Source organism: Microbacterium sp. zg-B185 (assembly GCF_030246885.1).
Taxonomy (GTDB): domain Bacteria; phylum Actinomycetota; class Actinomycetes; order Actinomycetales; family Microbacteriaceae; genus Microbacterium.
Genome location: NZ_CP126739.1, coordinates 1403377 through 1418974 on the forward strand (window position 1 = coordinate 1403377; position 15598 = coordinate 1418974).

Sequence of the window (15598 nt, forward strand, 5' to 3'; positions counted from 1 at the left end):
TGCGCCGCCGCGAGTCAGCCGTCGCCGGCGACACCGTCGGTGCCGGTGCCCCGGCGCTCGGCGACTAGCGAACCGCGGCGTTCGTCCGCCGGGTCTGCGCGGGCGAGCCGGACGTAGGCGACCAGCACGGCTGTTGCCAGCGCGCCCAGCCCGCCCACCGCCATGTCCCCGATCGTGTCGGTGTAGGCGACGAAGATGTCGTCGCTGACGAACGTGTATCCGACCCACTCGATCATCTCCCAGAGTGCGCTCACGGCCAGGCCGACGGCAGGCACCAGCACGAGGGGACTCCGGGCCGCGAAGGATGCGCCGCCCGGAGCGGCGACGATGCCCCAGCGGCCGAGCGCGAGGTATGCAACGGCTGCGATGACCCCCGTGCACAGGAAGTGGACGAGCAGGTCCCACCCCGGAACGGTCCGATACAGATCGATGACATTGCTCCAGGCAGCGATCAGCACGATCACCCCGTAGCCGATGTCGAATGCCGCTCGCACGCCGACGAAGCGCGGCACCAGCAGCGCGGGCAGGGCGAGGGCGAGGATGCCGGCATCCGTGGGGCTGAACCAGATCGCGGCGACCACGACGCTGACCAGGCCGACGACGCGCACCAGATCCGCCGCGACTTCAGCCGGCCCCTGGGGCAGCCGCAGGAAGTTCCTCCTCATGATGGTCCTTCCGTCGGCGGGATCCTCACGACGGCCTGCACCGGCAGGTGATCCGAGGCCCAGCTGCCGCGCACGCGTCGTGCGTTGACGGCCGCGCGCGACACCCGCACCGTCGGGGTCACCGCGATCCAGTCGATGCGACCGCCGCGCAGGCGCGGGGATCGGTAGTCCGGGAACGTGCCCCATTCGGGTGTCAGGCGCGTGTGCGCAGCCCGCCACGCATCCGTCAAAGTGCCGTGGGCGAGCAGTTCGCCCACGGTGGGAGACTGCGGGCCGGCGTTGAGGTCGCCGGTCACCACGGCCGGCAGTGGCTGGGTGGCGACGATGCGGCGGATCTCTCGCGCTGCGCGCACCCGGGACCGCTGCGAGAAGGGGTCCAGATGCGTGTTCGCCACGAAGACATCGGTGCCCGTCGCGCGATCCCGGAAGGTCGCGCTGACGATGACCCGGGGGATCAGATTCCCCCACGAGCGGGAGCCGGCCACCGCGGGGGAGTCGGAGAGTGCGCGCTGCTCCCAGTCCAGCAGCTCCAGGCGGGAAGCATCGAAGTACAGCGGACACGCTTCGCCGCGGCGTCCGATACGCCGTCCGTACCCGATGAACCGGTACCGGTCGCCGAGCGCGTCCGAGATGGTGTCGGCTTGATCCGGCAGCGCCTCCTGCACACCGACGAGTGTGGGCTGCTCCGATCGGAGCAGCTCCTGCACCAGCGGGCGGCGCGTGCGCCACCGATCCGCCGGGCGCCGTGCGAGCCCGTCCATGCGGCGACGGATGTTGAACGTCATGATGTGCAGCTCGGGCGGTGCGACCGGGCCGATGATCGCGTCGCTCATCGCGCCGAGCGTCCGGGCGCGGGCACACCGAGCTGGCGCAGCCCCCGGCGCAGCCCGAGGCGCACCCACCTCACCGGTGGAAAGTCCTGCGGCCAGTGCACGAGTACCGTGCCGAAGCCCCGCGCGACGCGCTGCGCGAACGCGCGCCGGTCTGCGAACGGGCGCATCGAGATTCCCATCGCCGCGTCCGGCAGGTAGCGGATGCGGTGCCGCTCGCCGAGGTGGAACGCCAGGTCGAGGTCGTCGTGCAGCGACGGGCTAATGCGGTGGACGTGCGAGCGGATGCCGCGCCACACGTCGCGGCGGAACGCCAGGTTCGAGCCGAAGAGGGGGAGATGCCCGAGGGTCGGGATCAGGACGGCGGCGTAGGCGCCCAGATACGCGGCGGCAAGCCACCTGCGAAGCGGACGCGGACCGTCGATGAAACGGGCGCCGCCGGTGAAGGCCGCCACCTCGGGTCGGGCTTCGAAGGCGACCGCCATCGTCTCGATCCACCGTGGGCCCGGCAGGCAGTCGGCGTCCAACCGCAGGATGATGTCTCCACTCGCCTGGTCGTACCCGTACGCGCTCGCGGCAGGGATGCCGGGCCGGTCGCAGCGGACCACGCGCGCTCCGGCATCCCGCCCGACCTGCGCGGAGTGATCGCGCGAGCCGTTGTCGACGACGACGATCTCGTGCGCGGTCCGGGTCTGCAGCGCAAGAGCGCGTAGACAGCGCGCCAGCTCGGTGGCGTCGTCCTTGACGGGGACCACGACCGAGACGGTCAGCCGGCCGGATGAGCCAGATGGCACCTGGTGTCCTTCCGGGCCGGGTCGCGCCGGGGTGCGCGGGTCCCTCGCCGAGCGACGAGGCTCTCCAGCATCGGTCACCCCGCCGGTCCGGCGCAAAGCCTTGACGGTGCTGCGGTGTCAGGATAACTACGCTGGCCGGATTCGACCCTGAGGAGGAGTATGCCGCGCACGATCGTGATCACCGGAGCGAGCGACGGAATCGGAGCGGCATCCGCCCGGCAGCTGCGCGACGCCGGCGAGGAGGTCGTGATCGTCGGTCGCGATCCGCGGAAGACCGCCGCGGTGGCCCGGTCCCTGGGCGTGGCATCGTTCGTGGCCGATTACAGCGACCTGTCGCAGGTGCGCCGGCTGGCGGCATCCCTGCTCGAGGCGTACCGGCGCATCGATGTCCTGGCCAACAACGCCGGCGGCGTCTTCGGGGAGCGGACGACCACGGTGGACGGGTACGAGCTGACCTTCCAGGTCAATCATCTGGGTGGCTTCCTGCTGACCGGGCTGCTGATGGACCGGCTGATCGAAAGCCGCGCGTGCGTGATCCAGACCGCGAGCGAGGCTGCCCGCCGGTTCGCGCGGTTCGACGTCGATGACCTCCAGGGTGACAGGAGGTACTCCGCGGGCGCGGCGTACGGCAACGCCAAGCTCGCGAACATCCTGTTCACGAAGGAACTGAATCGCCGCTACGGGCACGACGGGGTCAGTGCCGTCGCCTTCCACCCCGGCGTGATCGCCAGCGGCTTCGCCGCCGGCGCTCGCGGATCGTGGCATTTCATGTACACCAGTCCGCTCACCAAGAGGCTGCTGGACACCGTCGAGGTGGGCGGATCCCGGCTGACGTGGCTCGCTCTCGGCCGGCCCGGCCTGGACTGGGTGCCCGGCGGCTACTACGCGAAGAACCGGCCCGCTCGCGCGATCCGCGCGGCGGAGGATCCCCTGGCGGCGAAGATGCTCTGGGACCGCAGTGCCGAGATGGTCGGTCTGACGCCCTGAGGATCGTCCGGCCACTGCATACGCTCCGGATGACGCACCGAGCACGTGGGAACGGCGCGCAGGCCCCGTACGACCGCGAACGCGAATTATGGGGTCTTCCACGACGACCCGTCAAGGGCCGAGCGTTGATTAGTGGCCAGATTTCAGCGTCCTGTTAGCCTGATCGGCGTCTCAATTGGGGCGTCTGCACCTCGCCGGCACCCACCTGACAAAGGAGAAGTCATGCTCTGGACCATTCTCGGCCTCATCGTGGTCGGACTCATCGCCGGCTTCATCGCCCGCGCCATCATCCCCGGCAAGCAGAGCATGGGGATCCTCATGACGATCGTGCTCGGCATCGTCGGCTCGTTCGTCGGCGGCTTCCTCGGATACCTCATCTTCGGCAGCGACCCGGCCCAGGGATTCCTGCAGCCTGCCGGCATCATCGGCTCGATCATCGGTGCGATCGTCGTGCTCGGTATCTACGTCGCCGTCGCGCGTCGGGGTGCACGCAGCCGCTGAGCCGCAGCGCGTCCCACCGAAGGCCGCACGAGGGATCCCACCTCGCGCGGCCTTCGGCGTTTCCTGGTCGTGCGAGACTTCCCCGGTGGCTGAACTGGAGATGGCGCGCATCGCTTCCGGGCGGGTGCAGCTGCACGACGCACGGCGCCGGATCCGGCGCACGGTCGAGCTGCAGCCGTTCGAGATCGGTGTGTTCCCGGTCACCCAGGAGCAACTGGGCGAGGTGATCGGCGAGCCGTCTGCTCATCCACGGCGCCCGGCAGTCGAGGTGAGCTGGTTGCGGGCGATCCGGTTCTGCAACGCCGCATCCGAGTGGGAGGGTTTCGATCCGGCATACACCTTCGACGGCGCCGAGGTGACGTGGCACGTGGATGCCGACGGCTATCGCCTCCCGACGGAGGCGGAGTGGGAGTTCGCCTGCCGTGCCGGATCGGCGGCCCCGCAGTACGGCCCACTCCCGGAGGTCGCCTGGACCGCTCTCGACGGCGTTTCGGCACCGCAGGACGTCGGACTGAAGCTGCCCAACCTGAACGGGCTGTTCGACACGCTGGGGAACGTCTGGGAGTGGTGCTGGGACCTGCTCGATCCCGCTCGCTACGACGACTACCGCGTCTTCCGCGGCGGCGGATTCGCCGACGACGCGTGGAGCGTCAGGGCCGGCACCCGTCGGGGCGGCCCTCCGCGGGCGACGCACGACGATGTCGGATTCCGGGTGGCACGCGGGGGCTTCGACGGCACCGAGCAGGCCCAGGGCTGGTCGGCGCGCATGGACCGGGAGCGAGCCGACCTCCAGGCGCCCCTCCCGCCCGGGTGGACGCCGAAGCGCTGAGCGGGCCGAGGCGCTCAGTGATGTGGTCCGACGCACCGAGGACCATTCGGCCGCCGCATACGCTCCCGCAACACGCTGCGGCGTGAACTGGTCCTGCCGGCGCGCCGAAACGCCGGCGGGAAGGTTCCACATGAGCCACGCCACACCCACGGCTCGTCGCCGCGGCGTCCGCGTCGTCGCAACGGCCCTGGCAGCGCTCGCCGTCACCGTCCTCACGCTCGCGCCGCGGCGGCTGGTCGCGCCCGCGCGGGGCGCATTCATGCAGTTCCTGGACGGCATCACCGCCCCACTGCTGGTGTGGATTCCGTACAGCGAGGCGGAGCGGGCGCTCAACGCGGTCCTGTTCCTGCCGCTGGGCGCGACGCTCGCGCTGCTGCTCAGCCGCCGTTTCTGGCCGCTTGCGATCCTGGGCGGTTTCGCACTCTCGGCCGCGGTCGAGCATGCGCAGGCCTCGATCCCCGGACGCGTGCCGGATGGCGAGGACCTGCTCTGGAACACCGTCGGCGGTGCGCTCGGCGTCCTCGTCGTCACCGTCGTGCGGGTCGTGCTGGCTGCCCTGACCCGACCGCGTCAGCGCGGCAGCGTGACCCGCACGTGAAGCCCGCCCTGGTCCACTGGCGAGATGGTGAGGCTTCCGCCGTGCGCCCGCACGATGGACGCCACGATCGCCAGCCCCAGTCCTGATCCATCGTGCGCCTCGGCGGTCCGTGCCCGTCCCGCGCCACGGACGAACGGCTCGGTCAGCGTCGCGATGACGTGCGGATCCAGTCGCACTCCGCTGTTCTCGACCACCAGTTCGGCAGACGTCGGCAGGGTCGCGAGACGAACGCGGACCCACCCGCCGTCGACGTTGTGCACCACCGCGTTCTGCAGGAGGTTGGCAGCCAGCTGCCCGAGCAGAGTCGCGCTGCCTCGCACGGGGGCAGGTTCCAGGAATGCGGCCACCCGGATGCCGCGGGCCGCGGCATCCGGTCGCATATCGTCGACGGCCGTGGCCACCAGCGGGGCCAGGTCCAGTGCCGAGGTCTCCAGCGCGACGCCCCGCCCGGCGCGCGCGAGCGTCAGCAGCGCCTGCGTAGACCGGATCGCCCGCTCGTTCATCGCACCGATGCGCTCCAGGACGACCTCCGCGTCGCGCCCGGCAGGGTCGGCCCGGGCGACCTCGATCATCGTGCGGATGACCGACAGGGGAGTGCGCAGCTCGTGCGACGCGTTCGCGGCGAAACGGCGCTCCTCGTCGATCGTGCGCTGAACCCGCTCGAGCATCGCATCGAAGGTGTCGGCCAGCTCGGTGAGCTCGTCCCGCGGTCCGGGCAGATCGATGCGCTGATCGAGCTCGCCGTCGCGGGCACGGCCGGCGACAGCGGTGATCCGGCCGAGCGGTCGCAGCACGATGCCGGCCAGCAGCCATCCGCCCACCAGCCCGAACAGCACGAGCAGGCCCATCGCCCACCACGCGTAGCGCACGAACACCTCGACCAGGTCCTGCCGGCTGGGAACGAACCCGCCGCCGTTCATCGAGAGGTTCCCGTCCGGCACGAACCGCAGCAGCAGGAAACCGACGATGAACAGCGCGATGCCGGCGATCACCAGGAAGCCGGCGTAGCTGAGCGTGAGCTTGACCCGCACCGACAGGCCGCGCGGCCGTCCGCTGCCGGTCACGGGCTCATCCGGTAGCCGACGCCCGGGACGGTGTCGATGACCCACGGCTCACCGAGGCGCTTGCGCAGCGTCGAGATCGTGATCCGGACCGCGTTGGTGAACGGGTCGGCGTTCTCGTCCCACGCGCGCTCGAGGAGGTCCTCCGCGCTGACCACGCCGCCGCCCGCGGTCATCAGCACGTCCAGCACCGCGAACTGCTTGCGGGTGAGCGCCACATAGCGGCCGTCGCGGAAGACCTCCCGCCGGAATCGATCCAGTCGGACGCCGGACACCTCGACGACCGGCGGTGCGCCCGCAGCGGGCCGCCGCGCGATCGCGCGCAGCCGCAGGATGAGCTCCCGCAGTGCGAAGGGCTTGGTCAGATAGTCGTCGGCGCCGCTTTCGAAACCGCTCTGCTTGTCATCGAGCCGGTCCGCGGCGGTGAGCATCAGCACGCGGGGGCTCTCGGGCTGCGTCGCGAGGTACCGGGCGATCTCGTCGCCGTTGGGGCCGGGGATGTCGCGGTCGAGCACGACGACGTCGTACGCGTTGATCGCCAGCAGCTGCAGCGCGGTGTCGCCGTCGCCGGCGATGTCGGCCGCGATCGCCTCGAGGCGGAGCCCATCCCGGATCGCCTCGGCGAGGTATGGCTCATCCTCGACGATCAGCACGCGCATGCACCCAGAGTAGGCGGGTGCGGATATCGCCGGCGTATGCGATTGCGCGTACGTCCCGGCAACAGTCCGGCGCGTGGGATAGCACCATGCAGACATCACTGGCAGCCGCGTCCGTCGTCCGACCGCCCACCCGCGCCCGCAGGGTCACCCTCCTGGCCCTCGGCGTCTGTATCGCCGCGCTTCTCGCGGCGCTGGCGACGGTGATGGTGCACGCCACGTTCTCCGCGGCGATCACTCCGTTCGCCCCTGCGCCCGCGGACGGACTCATCGCCGAGGGCGAAATCGTCACGCTCGCCGACGAGAACGTACCGGCGGTCGCGCGTCTGGACGGCGCCCTGCGCACTGCGCTGCTCCAGGCCGAGACGGATGCCGCGGCCGAAGGACTGGCCTTCGAGGTGACCAGCGGGTGGCGCAGTCCGCAGTACCAGCAGTGGCTGCTCGACGATGCGATCCAGCTCTATGCGAGCGAGACCATCGCGCGCCAGTACGTCGCGACTCCGGATCGCTCCAGCCACGTCACCGGCGACGCGGTGGACATCGTGCCGCTCGATGCGCAGCTCTGGCTGATCGAGCACGGCGCCCGGTACGGGATCTGCCAGACCTACGCCAACGAGCGCTGGCACTTCGAACTGGCGACCCAGCCCGGGGGGGTATGCCCGCAGATGAAGGAGGACGCCGCGGGCTGAGCCCGCATCCGACCGGAGGTCCCTCTTCATCCGGCAAACCCAGCGGGGTAGGTTCGCCCCATGACGCACCACGACGCAACCGAGGAACCCGGTGGAGCGGACGAGGTACGCGCGGCGCGGGACGCCCTGGACGGCCGGCACGCTCCGCTGGACGAGTTCACCCGGCACACGCCGCCGCGAGGTCCGTACAGCGCGGATCGCGCGGTGCCCAACCTGCCCGCACGCGACTTCGATACGACAGTCGCCTTCTACGGCGGTTTCGGGTTCGCAGTCTCCTACCGGGACGGAGGCTGGCTGATCATTCGGCGCGGCGGGGTCGAGCTGGAGTTCTTCCTCGCACCCGAGCACGATCCCTACTCCAGCTGGTTCATGGCCAGCATCCGCATCGCAGACCTGGACGGGCTCTACGCCGCCGTCAGAGCGAGCGGAGTGCCCGAGGAGGTGACCGGGATCCCTCGGCTGATCCCGGTCGCGCTGCGGGAATGGGGGCAGCGGGCGGGGTACCTGATCGATCCGGACGGAACCCAGCTGCACCTCATCGAGCACACCGATCAGCCCGGGTAGCGGCCCGACATCGCGGGCGGCTAGCGGATTCTCCACGATGTAAAAAATTCTTGACATGGATGCCGCGGCATCCCATACTCGGAGTGTCAAAGATTCTTGACACTCTGAGGAGGGCTCCATGGTCTATCAAGAACGCAACACGTGGTCGCAGCTGATCGCCACGTTCGTGGCGGCGACGGTGTACGTCATCGTCGTCCTGCGGGCGGCCGCCGGCGGCCCGCTGACCGACGTGGAGTGGTGGCCGGTGATGCTCTGGACGATCGTCGGCAGCATCGCCGGCTCGATCGTCCTCAGCATCGTGTGGGGCATGATCGCCGGCGTGCGCGACCCCGACGGGGTGGGCGCGGCGGACCTCCGCGACCGCGACATCGCGCGCCTGGGCTCCCGCGTCGGTCAGGCCTTCATGGTCATCGCCGGACTGGGCGTGATCGCCCTGTGTGCCGTCGAGGCATCCTGGTTCTGGATCGCCAACACCATGTTCTTCGGGTTCGCGCTGTCGGCGTTCATCGGCGGCATCGCACAGGTGATCGCCTACCGCCGGGGCCTGAACTGATGGTCAAGCCCACCAAGGTGGTCAACGACATCCGGGCCCTGCGCGAAGCCGCGGGACTCACACAGGCCGAACTCGCCCGCCGCATCGGCGTGACGCGGCAGACGCTCATCGCCATCGAGCAGGGCAAGTACTCGCCCACCCTGGAGCTGGCCTTCCAGATCGCGCGCGTGTTCCGGACGCCCCTGGACACGGTATTCCGCTACCCCGAGGAGGAGACCTCATGACCACCCACGCCAGCGCCGAGACCACCGCCCTGCCCACCGCGATGACCGTGTGGAGCCAGCACCGCTACGGCGACGCCGATGCCGTCGCACCCGAAGACGTGCCCGTTCCCTCGCCGGGTCCGCACGAGGTGCTGGTGCGCGTCCATGCGACCGGGCTGAACTCAGCCGACGCCCGCGTCATGCGGGGAGACCCGCTGATCCTCCGGCTGGCATTCGGGCTGCGCCGCCCCCGCGCCGCGGTGCAGGGGCGCGACATCGCCGGCACCGTCGTGGGCGCAGGCGCCGCCGTCACGACGCTGCAGGTGGGCGACGCTGTGCTGGGCGAGACCACCGGTGGCGGGCTCGCGCCCTTCGTCGTGGTGCCCGCGGCACGGCTCGTGCGCCGTCCCGAGGGCCTGGACGACGTGGTCGCGGCCACGCTGCCGATGGCCGGCGGCACAGCCTGGCAAGCGCTCGCGCTGGCCGGGATCGACGATGCTGCGGCGCGCGGGGCACGCGTGCTGATCATCGGCGCCGGCGGCGGGGTGGGGCACTTCACCGTTCAGCTGGCGGCCCTGCGGGGAGCCGAGGTCACTGCGCTGGCGGGCCCGCGTGCCCTTGCCATGGTGACGGCGCTCGGCGCGAGCAGCGCGCTCGAGCACCGGCGCACCGACCTCTCGCAGCTCGCTGCGGCGTCCTTCGCCGTCGTGGTGATCGCCGGCGATCATCCGCTGCGGCAGCTGCGCCGCCTCGTCGTGCCTGGCGGCACCGTCGTGCTCGTCAGCGGCGGCAGTCGCCCGGTGATCGGTCCGCTCGCGGTGATCGCCCGCGCGATGGTGCTGTCCGTGTTCGGTTCGCGCCGCCTGCGGCCGCTCGTGGCGACCGCGAAGCCGGAGATCACGGCGGAACTGGCCCGCCTGGCGGCCGCGGGCGAGATCACACCGCACATCGAACGCGTGTGGCCGCTGGCGCACGCCCGTGCCGCGCTGGCGCACATCGACGCGGCGCACACCGTGGGCAAAGTGGTCGTGCGGGGCATATGAGCGCCGCAGCTCAGGTGACGTGTCACACGTCGAGTTCCCGCGCGGCCTGGTGCGTGGGCGTCCAGCCGAGTGCCGGCGCCACGTGGGTGGCGAAGGTCTCGATGACCCGCAGGTTGAACTCGACCCCCAGCTGACTGGGAATGGTGAGCATGAGCGTGTCGGCGCTGCGGATCGCGGCATCCTGAAGCAGCTGCTCGACCAGCAGGTCCGGTGCGGCCGCATACGTCTTGCCGAAGGTGGAGCGGATGCCGTCGATCACGCCGATCTGGTCGCCGTCCTGGCGTCCGCCGAAGTACAGCTCGTCCTCGGCGGTGGTGAGCGGGAAGATGCTCCGACTGACCGAGACCCGGGGCTCACCGGGGTGGCCGGCATCCCGCCAGGCGGCGCGGAACGTGTCGATCTGCTGAGCCTGCAGCTGGTCGAAGGGCTGTCCGCTCGCCTCGGTGAGCAGGGTCGAGGACATCAGGTTGACCCCGGCGCGTCCCGCCCACGCGGCGGACTCGCTGTTGCCCGCCCCCCACCAGATTCGCGAGCGAAGACCCGGCGAGTGGGGCTCGATGCGCTGCAGGCCGGTGCCACCGCCGAAGGGACTGGTGGAGTCCCGTTCGGCCAGTCCGGCGCCCTCGACCGCGCGGAGGAAGGTCGCGAAGTGCTCGCGCGCCAGATCCGCGCCCCGCGGGTCGGTCGACCCGGTGTAGCCGAATGCCTCGTACCCGCGCACCACCGTCTCGGGTGAGCCGCGACTGACGCCCAGCGCGAGCCGGCCGTCGCTGATCAGGTCGACCGCCGCAGCCTCCTCGGCCAGATACAGCGGGTTCTCGTAGCGCATGTCGATGACGCCTGTGCCGACCTCGATCCGCTCGGTCCGGGCGGCGATCGCCGCGAGCAGCGGCATCGGGGAGGACTGCTGCCGTGCGAAGTGATGCACCCGGAAATAGGCGCCGTTCACCCCCAGGTCATCCATGCCCTGCGCGAGGTCGATGGCCTGCTTCAGCGAGTCACCGGCCGAGAGCATCCGCCCGCCACCCAGAGGGCCGTAGTGTCCGAACGAGAGGGTTCCGAATCGCTGCATGTCGGATGCAACGGTACCGTCGACGACTCCATTCCGGTGAATGAGATTCTCGTGCGACGGCGCCGCCGGCTCCCGGAAATCGGGAATAGGCGCGCACCGCACCCGTTGCGGCTCTGTATGACGCGCATCGGAAACAGCTCCCTGGACATCCTTCCCCTCTCCCTCGGCGGCAACGTCTTCGGCTGGACCGCCGATCGGGACGCCTCCTTCGCGATCCTGGACGCCTTCGCCGCGGGCGGCGGCGATTTCATCGACACCGCCGACAGCTACAGCGCCTGGGTCCCCGGGAACTCGGGTGGGGACAGCGAGAGGATCATCGGCGCCTGGCTCGCCTCACGTCGCCCCGCCGACATCGTGGTGGCCACCAAGGTCAGCAAGCATCCCGACTTCCCGGGGCTCTCGGCCCAGAACGTGCGCGCGGCGGCGGAGGCATCGCTCCAGCGACTGGGCGTGGACACGATCGACCTCTACTACGCGCACTACGACGACCCCTCGGTGCCGCTCGAGGAGACGGTCGCCGCCTTCGGGCGGCTCGTCACCGACGGCCTGGTCCGCTACACCGCCGTCTCCAACTTCAGCGCCGACCGCATCAGGGAGTGGATCGGCATCGCAGAGGCGACCGGCAGCGCCGTTCCCGTCGCAGTTCAGCCGCACTACAACCTCGTGCACCGCAACACGGTCGAGGAGTCGATCGTCCCCGTGGCGGAGGAGTTCGGTCTCGGCCTGGTGCCGTATTCCGCGCTGGCCAGCGGCTTCCTCACCGGAAAGTACCGGTCCACGGATGCCGCCGGCCAGGCATCCCCGCGCGCCAGGGGCGCAGCGAAGTACGCCACCGCCCAGGGCCTGCAGATCCTCGACACTCTGGAGAGCGTGGGCACGGCACACGGCGTCTCGATCTCGGCGACCGCACTGGCGTGGCTGCGCGTCCAGCCGACCGTGGTCGCGCCGATCGCGAGCGCCTCGCGCGTCGAGCAGGTCGCCGATCTGCTCGACGGCGCGCGCGTGGAACTGAGCGCCGACGAGATCGCAGAACTGACCCGCGTGTCGACCTGGAGCGCGGTCGCTGCCTGATCCGGCACGGAAGCGTGCTACCGGCGCCGTGCGCGTTTAGCCTGGACTGGTACACGTGGAGGTGAGCGTGGCGCACGACAGCCGGGATGCCGCGATGCGGTACCGCCTGCGCAGGGAGGCTCTGGAACGGGGGGAGGACCCCCCTGAGGAGGACGAGCCGGACGGCGAATCCGCCATCATGACCGAGGCGCAGCGAGCCGCTGCGGTCAACGTCGTCATAGAACAGGCGATCCGCCGCGGCGACTTCGACGATCTTCCCGGCGCCGGCAAGCCCATCCCGGGATTGGGCGCGTCCCACGATCCGGACTGGTGGATCAAGCGCAAGATCGAGCGCGAGCGGCTGACCGGGCTGGGGCCGCCCGCCCTGACCCTGCGCACCGAGTACGCGACCCTGGCGGCGCGCCTGGACGACCTGCACGCCGAGTCCGGGGTGCGCGAGCACCTCGCGGACTTCAACCACCGCGTCATCGAGGCGCGCCGCCAGCTGCTGGGGGGTCCACCGGTGGTCACGCCCACGGTGGACATCGACGAATGGGTGCGCGACTGGAGGGACCGGCGGGATGCCGCGGCCCGGCGCGTCGCGGCGGAGGCGGAGTCCGCGACGCGACGTCGTGCCGGGCGGCGCTTCTGGAGGCGAGGACGCGCGTAGTCCGGTTCACTCGTCCAGGACGAACGTCACCAGTTCTCCGTCGGGATCGGCTCGAGTCCTGCCTCGAGCGTCGCCACGTCTTCGGGACGGCACAGTTCGGTCGCGGGCAGCATCGCCGTGGCACTGCCCGCTGCCACCGCAGCGCGGAACGCGGAGCGAAGGTCGCGGCCCTGCGCGAGCCGCAGCACGAAGGCGCCCAGAAAGGAATCGCCGGCGCCGACCGTGCTCTGCACGCGCACCTTCGGCGTGGGCAGCCGCAGCGCCCCGTCCGCCGTGACGAGCAGGGCGCCGTCCGCTCCCAGAGTGAGGGCGACCACCTCGCACGCGCCGGCGTCCACGAGCTCCTGCGCGGCACCCAGGAGGCTCTGCTCGTCCTCGAGCTGCGCGCCGACGAGCTCGCCGAGCTCGCCTCGACTGGGCTTGATCAGGTACACGCCCTCGTCCAGAGCGGCGCGCAGCGCGGCTCCCGAGCTGTCCACGATGCACCGGGTGCCGCGCTCGCCGGCCAAACGGGCGATCCGGGCGTAGAGGTCCTCGGGCGCACCGGGTGGCAGGCTCCCGCTGGGCACGATGTACCCGCCCACGGGCATGTCGTCGGCGACGGCCGTCAGGAACGCACGCCACTCGGGCTCGCGCATCCGGGGTCCCTGCAGCACGAACCGGAACTGCTGACCGGTTGCGGTCTCATCCACGGTGAAGCTCTCGCGCGTGCCGGCGGCGATGCGCACGGCTCGGCCCACGACGCCCTCACGCTCCAGAAGGTCGCGGTACGCCTGCCCGGCGGGACCTCCGATCGCATACACCGCGACCGAGCGGCCGCCCAGATTGCGCACGACGCGAGAGACGTTCACGCCGCCACCGCCGGGATCGAGCCGCGTCGGGCCGCACCTCAACTTGTGCTCGGCAACCACGCGGTCCACCGACGTGCTGACATCGAGCGCCGGATTCGGCGTCGCCGTGACGATCGGATCGTGCGGAAAGGGATGCTGTGCCGAGGCCGAGGCCGATGCCGATGCCGCCATGGCCTCAGTGTAGGAGCGGCCGGACTCCCACGACGAGGGTCGGGCGATGCGTCATTCCGGCGTGCCGTGCTCCGCGGCCGACCGCCCCGACTCCGCCGGCTCCGCAGGGGTGCCCGCGCTCGCCGCGACGGCGCGACGGCTCCGGCGGCGGCGCACCAGCGCCACGATCGCCCACGCGATCAGCCCCGCGACCACGAGGACCCCGATCCAGGGGATCAGGAACCCCAGAGCCAGGACGATGCCGTTCAGCGTGGCGACCAGGCCGTTCCAGCCGGCTGCGATGCCGTCGCCGAAACCTGCCGGATCGGCCGAGACCGCCTCGGCGGGCTCGGTCAGCGTCACGGTCAGCGTCGAGAGCGCGACCTGGTCGTCGTAGTACTTCAGCTGCTGCTGGTAGGACTCCAGCGTCGCCTGTCGCTCGGCCAGCGCGGACTCGGCCGCGATCAGATCCGTGAGGTTGCCGGCCTGCGCCATCAGCTGGGTGAGGCGGTCCACGGATGCCTGCGCCGCGTCCACGCGAGCCTCCAGGTCGAGGGTTGCCTCGGTGACGTCCTGCCGGTTGACCGTGGACGCGGTGACCTCGCCCACCCCGGAGAGCTGATCGAGCAGCGACTGCAGCGCTTCCGCGGGAACCCGCACGGTCACCCATCCGCCCTCGGACGGGTACGGGTACGGGTACGGCATGGTCGAGTCGTAGACGACGCCGGGCTCGACGGGGAGGACCTGTCCGGACCGGCCGATGCTCATCGACTCGACGTATCCGTCGCGCGATTCCGCGGCATCCGCGATCGCCGCGGCGGCCCGGCCGATGTCTTCCACCTCGACGGAGGCGGATGCCGTGGTGATGATGTCGCGACCGCCGGCGGCGTCGGCCTGCTTCGTGGCGTCCAGGTCGCTCAGGCTCGTGCTCTCCGACACCTCACCCGCCTCGACCCCGGCCGCCCCCCGGTCGGGCTGGACCTGCGGCGCCGGCGCATCGGCGGACTCGTACGTGGCGGCACCGCCCACGAGCGTGCCGACGCTCGGAGCGATCACCGCAGCCACGACGATGACCGCCGCGGCGGCCGCGGCGATGAGCCATCCCCGGCTGCGGCCCGCCCGGCGAGCGGACCGCTCGCGAGCGATGTCGGCGAACAGCGCATCCTCCATCTCGTCGATGCGGTCCTCGGCGAGGGCGGGCAGCTCGGGCGGCGGTGCGGACGCTACGGAACGCTGATCGGTGTTCATGTGCTCTCCTTGGCGACGGTCCGCAGGCGCGTGCGGATGCGGGAGAGACGGTTGCGGACCACGCCGTGTTCGACGCCGAGCTGCTCGGCGGCCGCCTGGTACGCGTAGCCCTCGGTGGCGCAGAGGCGGAAGATCTCGCGGTCGAGGAGGCCGAGCGAGTCGACCTCGCGCAGGATCCGCTCCGCGAACTCCCGGTCGACGATCTGCTGCTCGATGTTCACCGGCGACGCGATGGCGTCATCGGCGGCGCCCGCGGTGTTCTCCCGGTCGCGCGTGAGCGTGCGGATCCGGTTCGCCGCCTGGAAGCGGCACACCGTCACCAGCCACGGCAGCAGGGAGTCGCCGGCCAGCTCCAGTCCCGGCAGCTTGCGCCACGCCACCAGGAACGTCTCCTGCGTGACGTCCTCGGCATCCGTGGCGGTGCCGACCAGCCGATGGGCCAGCCAATAGACCGGCCTGACGTAGGCGCGGTACAGCGCGCGGAAGGCGTACTCGCTTCCGCCCGCAGCCTGCGCCACGAGGGCCGCGTCATCCGTGACTGCCGGCTGCGGCATCCCTCATCCCTTCTCCGGCGGCCCCGCGTC

Annotated in this window: 20 protein-coding genes; 11 read left to right on the forward strand and 9 right to left on the reverse strand. The window is 71.0% G+C overall.

The window, feature by feature from the left end; translation table 11 throughout:
• Positions 1–14 precede the first annotated feature (14 nt).
• Genes QNO12_RS06705 through QNO12_RS06715 form a run of 3 tightly spaced genes read right to left on the reverse strand, consistent with a single transcriptional unit; the run spans position 15 to position 2289 of the window.
• Positions 15–665: a DUF2238 domain-containing protein gene (locus QNO12_RS06705; protein ID WP_257501999.1), complete on the reverse strand. Its 651-nt coding sequence runs from the start codon at positions 663–665 to the stop codon at positions 15–17.
• A complete protein-coding gene (locus QNO12_RS06710) occupies positions 662–1498 on the reverse strand; it encodes an endonuclease/exonuclease/phosphatase family protein (protein ID WP_257502000.1) in 837 nt (278 codons plus the stop codon). The genes QNO12_RS06705 and QNO12_RS06710 overlap by 4 nt, the downstream gene beginning before the upstream one ends.
• On the reverse strand, positions 1495–2289 hold the full coding sequence (locus tag QNO12_RS06715) for a glycosyltransferase family 2 protein (protein ID WP_257502001.1): 795 nt from the start codon (positions 2287–2289) through the stop codon (positions 1495–1497). Before QNO12_RS06715 ends, QNO12_RS06710 begins: the two co-directional genes overlap by 4 nt.
• Positions 2290–2448: 159 nt before the next feature.
• Between QNO12_RS06715 and QNO12_RS06720 the strand changes: the two genes are divergently transcribed.
• The 4 genes from QNO12_RS06720 (at position 2449) to QNO12_RS06735 (ending at position 5204) form a co-directional block, all read left to right on the forward strand.
• The gene (locus QNO12_RS06720) at positions 2449–3276 is read left to right on the forward strand and encodes an SDR family NAD(P)-dependent oxidoreductase (protein ID WP_257502002.1); all 828 of its coding nucleotides are present in this window, start codon (positions 2449–2451) and stop codon (positions 3274–3276) included.
• Positions 3277–3498: 222 nt separating this feature from the next.
• The gene (locus QNO12_RS06725; protein WP_257502003.1) at positions 3499–3777 is read left to right on the forward strand and encodes a GlsB/YeaQ/YmgE family stress response membrane protein; all 279 of its coding nucleotides are present in this window, start codon (positions 3499–3501) and stop codon (positions 3775–3777) included.
• A 100-nt stretch (positions 3778–3877) separates the two neighbouring features.
• Positions 3878–4606, forward strand: coding sequence for a formylglycine-generating enzyme family protein (locus QNO12_RS06730; protein WP_306820640.1), 729 nt, complete (start codon positions 3878–3880; stop codon positions 4604–4606).
• A gap of 130 nt (positions 4607–4736) precedes the next feature.
• Complete coding sequence (locus QNO12_RS06735; protein ID WP_257502005.1) at positions 4737–5204, forward strand: VanZ family protein; 468 nt, start codon at positions 4737–4739, stop codon at positions 5202–5204.
• On the opposite strand, the gene QNO12_RS06740 is transcribed toward QNO12_RS06735, so the two are convergent.
• A complete protein-coding gene (locus tag QNO12_RS06740) occupies positions 5177–6268 on the reverse strand; it encodes a sensor histidine kinase (RefSeq protein WP_257502006.1) in 1092 nt (363 codons plus the stop codon). The genes QNO12_RS06735 and QNO12_RS06740 overlap by 28 nt on opposite strands.
• Complete coding sequence (locus QNO12_RS06745) at positions 6265–6924, reverse strand: response regulator transcription factor (protein ID WP_257502007.1); 660 nt, start codon at positions 6922–6924, stop codon at positions 6265–6267. The genes QNO12_RS06740 and QNO12_RS06745 overlap by 4 nt, the downstream gene beginning before the upstream one ends.
• 86 nt (positions 6925–7010) lie before the next feature.
• On the opposite strand from QNO12_RS06745, the gene QNO12_RS06750 reads away from it, so the two are divergent.
• The 5 genes from QNO12_RS06750 to QNO12_RS06770 all read left to right on the forward strand — a co-directional run bounded on the left by QNO12_RS06750 (position 7011) and on the right by QNO12_RS06770 (position 9973).
• Positions 7011–7610: a M15 family metallopeptidase gene (locus QNO12_RS06750; protein ID WP_257502008.1), complete on the forward strand. Its 600-nt coding sequence runs from the start codon at positions 7011–7013 to the stop codon at positions 7608–7610.
• A gap of 60 nt (positions 7611–7670) precedes the next feature.
• Positions 7671–8174, forward strand: a complete 504-nt coding sequence (locus QNO12_RS06755) for a bleomycin resistance protein (RefSeq protein ID WP_374761020.1) — start codon at positions 7671–7673, stop codon at positions 8172–8174.
• A 118-nt stretch (positions 8175–8292) separates the two neighbouring features.
• Positions 8293–8727 (forward strand): hypothetical protein, encoded by a 435-nt coding sequence (locus QNO12_RS06760; protein ID WP_257502009.1) that lies wholly within the window; start codon positions 8293–8295, stop codon positions 8725–8727.
• On the forward strand, positions 8727–8951 hold the full coding sequence (locus tag QNO12_RS06765; RefSeq protein WP_257502010.1) for a helix-turn-helix transcriptional regulator: 225 nt from the start codon (positions 8727–8729) through the stop codon (positions 8949–8951). Before QNO12_RS06760 ends, QNO12_RS06765 begins: the two co-directional genes overlap by 1 nt.
• The gene (locus tag QNO12_RS06770) at positions 8948–9973 is read left to right on the forward strand and encodes an NAD(P)-dependent alcohol dehydrogenase (RefSeq protein ID WP_257502011.1); all 1026 of its coding nucleotides are present in this window, start codon (positions 8948–8950) and stop codon (positions 9971–9973) included. The genes QNO12_RS06765 and QNO12_RS06770 overlap by 4 nt, the downstream gene beginning before the upstream one ends.
• 22 nt (positions 9974–9995) lie before the next feature.
• On the opposite strand, the gene QNO12_RS06775 is transcribed toward QNO12_RS06770, so the two are convergent.
• Positions 9996–11045 carry an LLM class flavin-dependent oxidoreductase gene (locus QNO12_RS06775; RefSeq protein ID WP_257502012.1) on the reverse strand — a complete coding sequence of 350 codons (1050 nt, stop codon included), beginning with the start codon at positions 11043–11045 and terminating at the stop codon, positions 9996–9998.
• 117 nt (positions 11046–11162) lie between these two features.
• Here QNO12_RS06775 and QNO12_RS06780 point away from each other — a divergent pair, with 117 nt between their 5' ends.
• A complete protein-coding gene (locus QNO12_RS06780; protein WP_257502014.1) occupies positions 11163–12116 on the forward strand; it encodes an aldo/keto reductase in 954 nt (317 codons plus the stop codon).
• Positions 12117–12183: 67 nt separating this feature from the next.
• Positions 12184–12765, forward strand: coding sequence for a DnaJ family domain-containing protein (locus QNO12_RS06785; protein ID WP_257502015.1), 582 nt, complete (start codon positions 12184–12186; stop codon positions 12763–12765).
• 26 nt (positions 12766–12791) lie between these two features.
• Here the strand turns inward: QNO12_RS06785 and QNO12_RS06790 are convergent, their stop codons facing one another.
• The 3 genes from QNO12_RS06790 to QNO12_RS06800 are packed head-to-tail and all read right to left on the reverse strand — an operon-like array spanning position 12792 to position 15568.
• A complete protein-coding gene (locus QNO12_RS06790) occupies positions 12792–13787 on the reverse strand; it encodes a 1-phosphofructokinase family hexose kinase (RefSeq protein ID WP_257502016.1) in 996 nt (331 codons plus the stop codon).
• 51 nt (positions 13788–13838) lie between these two features.
• A complete protein-coding gene (locus QNO12_RS06795) occupies positions 13839–15014 on the reverse strand; it encodes a DUF4349 domain-containing protein (protein WP_257502017.1) in 1176 nt (391 codons plus the stop codon).
• Entirely contained in the window at positions 15011–15568 is a 558-nt protein-coding gene (locus tag QNO12_RS06800) for an RNA polymerase sigma factor (protein ID WP_257502018.1), read from the reverse strand. Before QNO12_RS06800 ends, QNO12_RS06795 begins: the two co-directional genes overlap by 4 nt.
• Positions 15569–15598 lie beyond the last annotated feature (30 nt).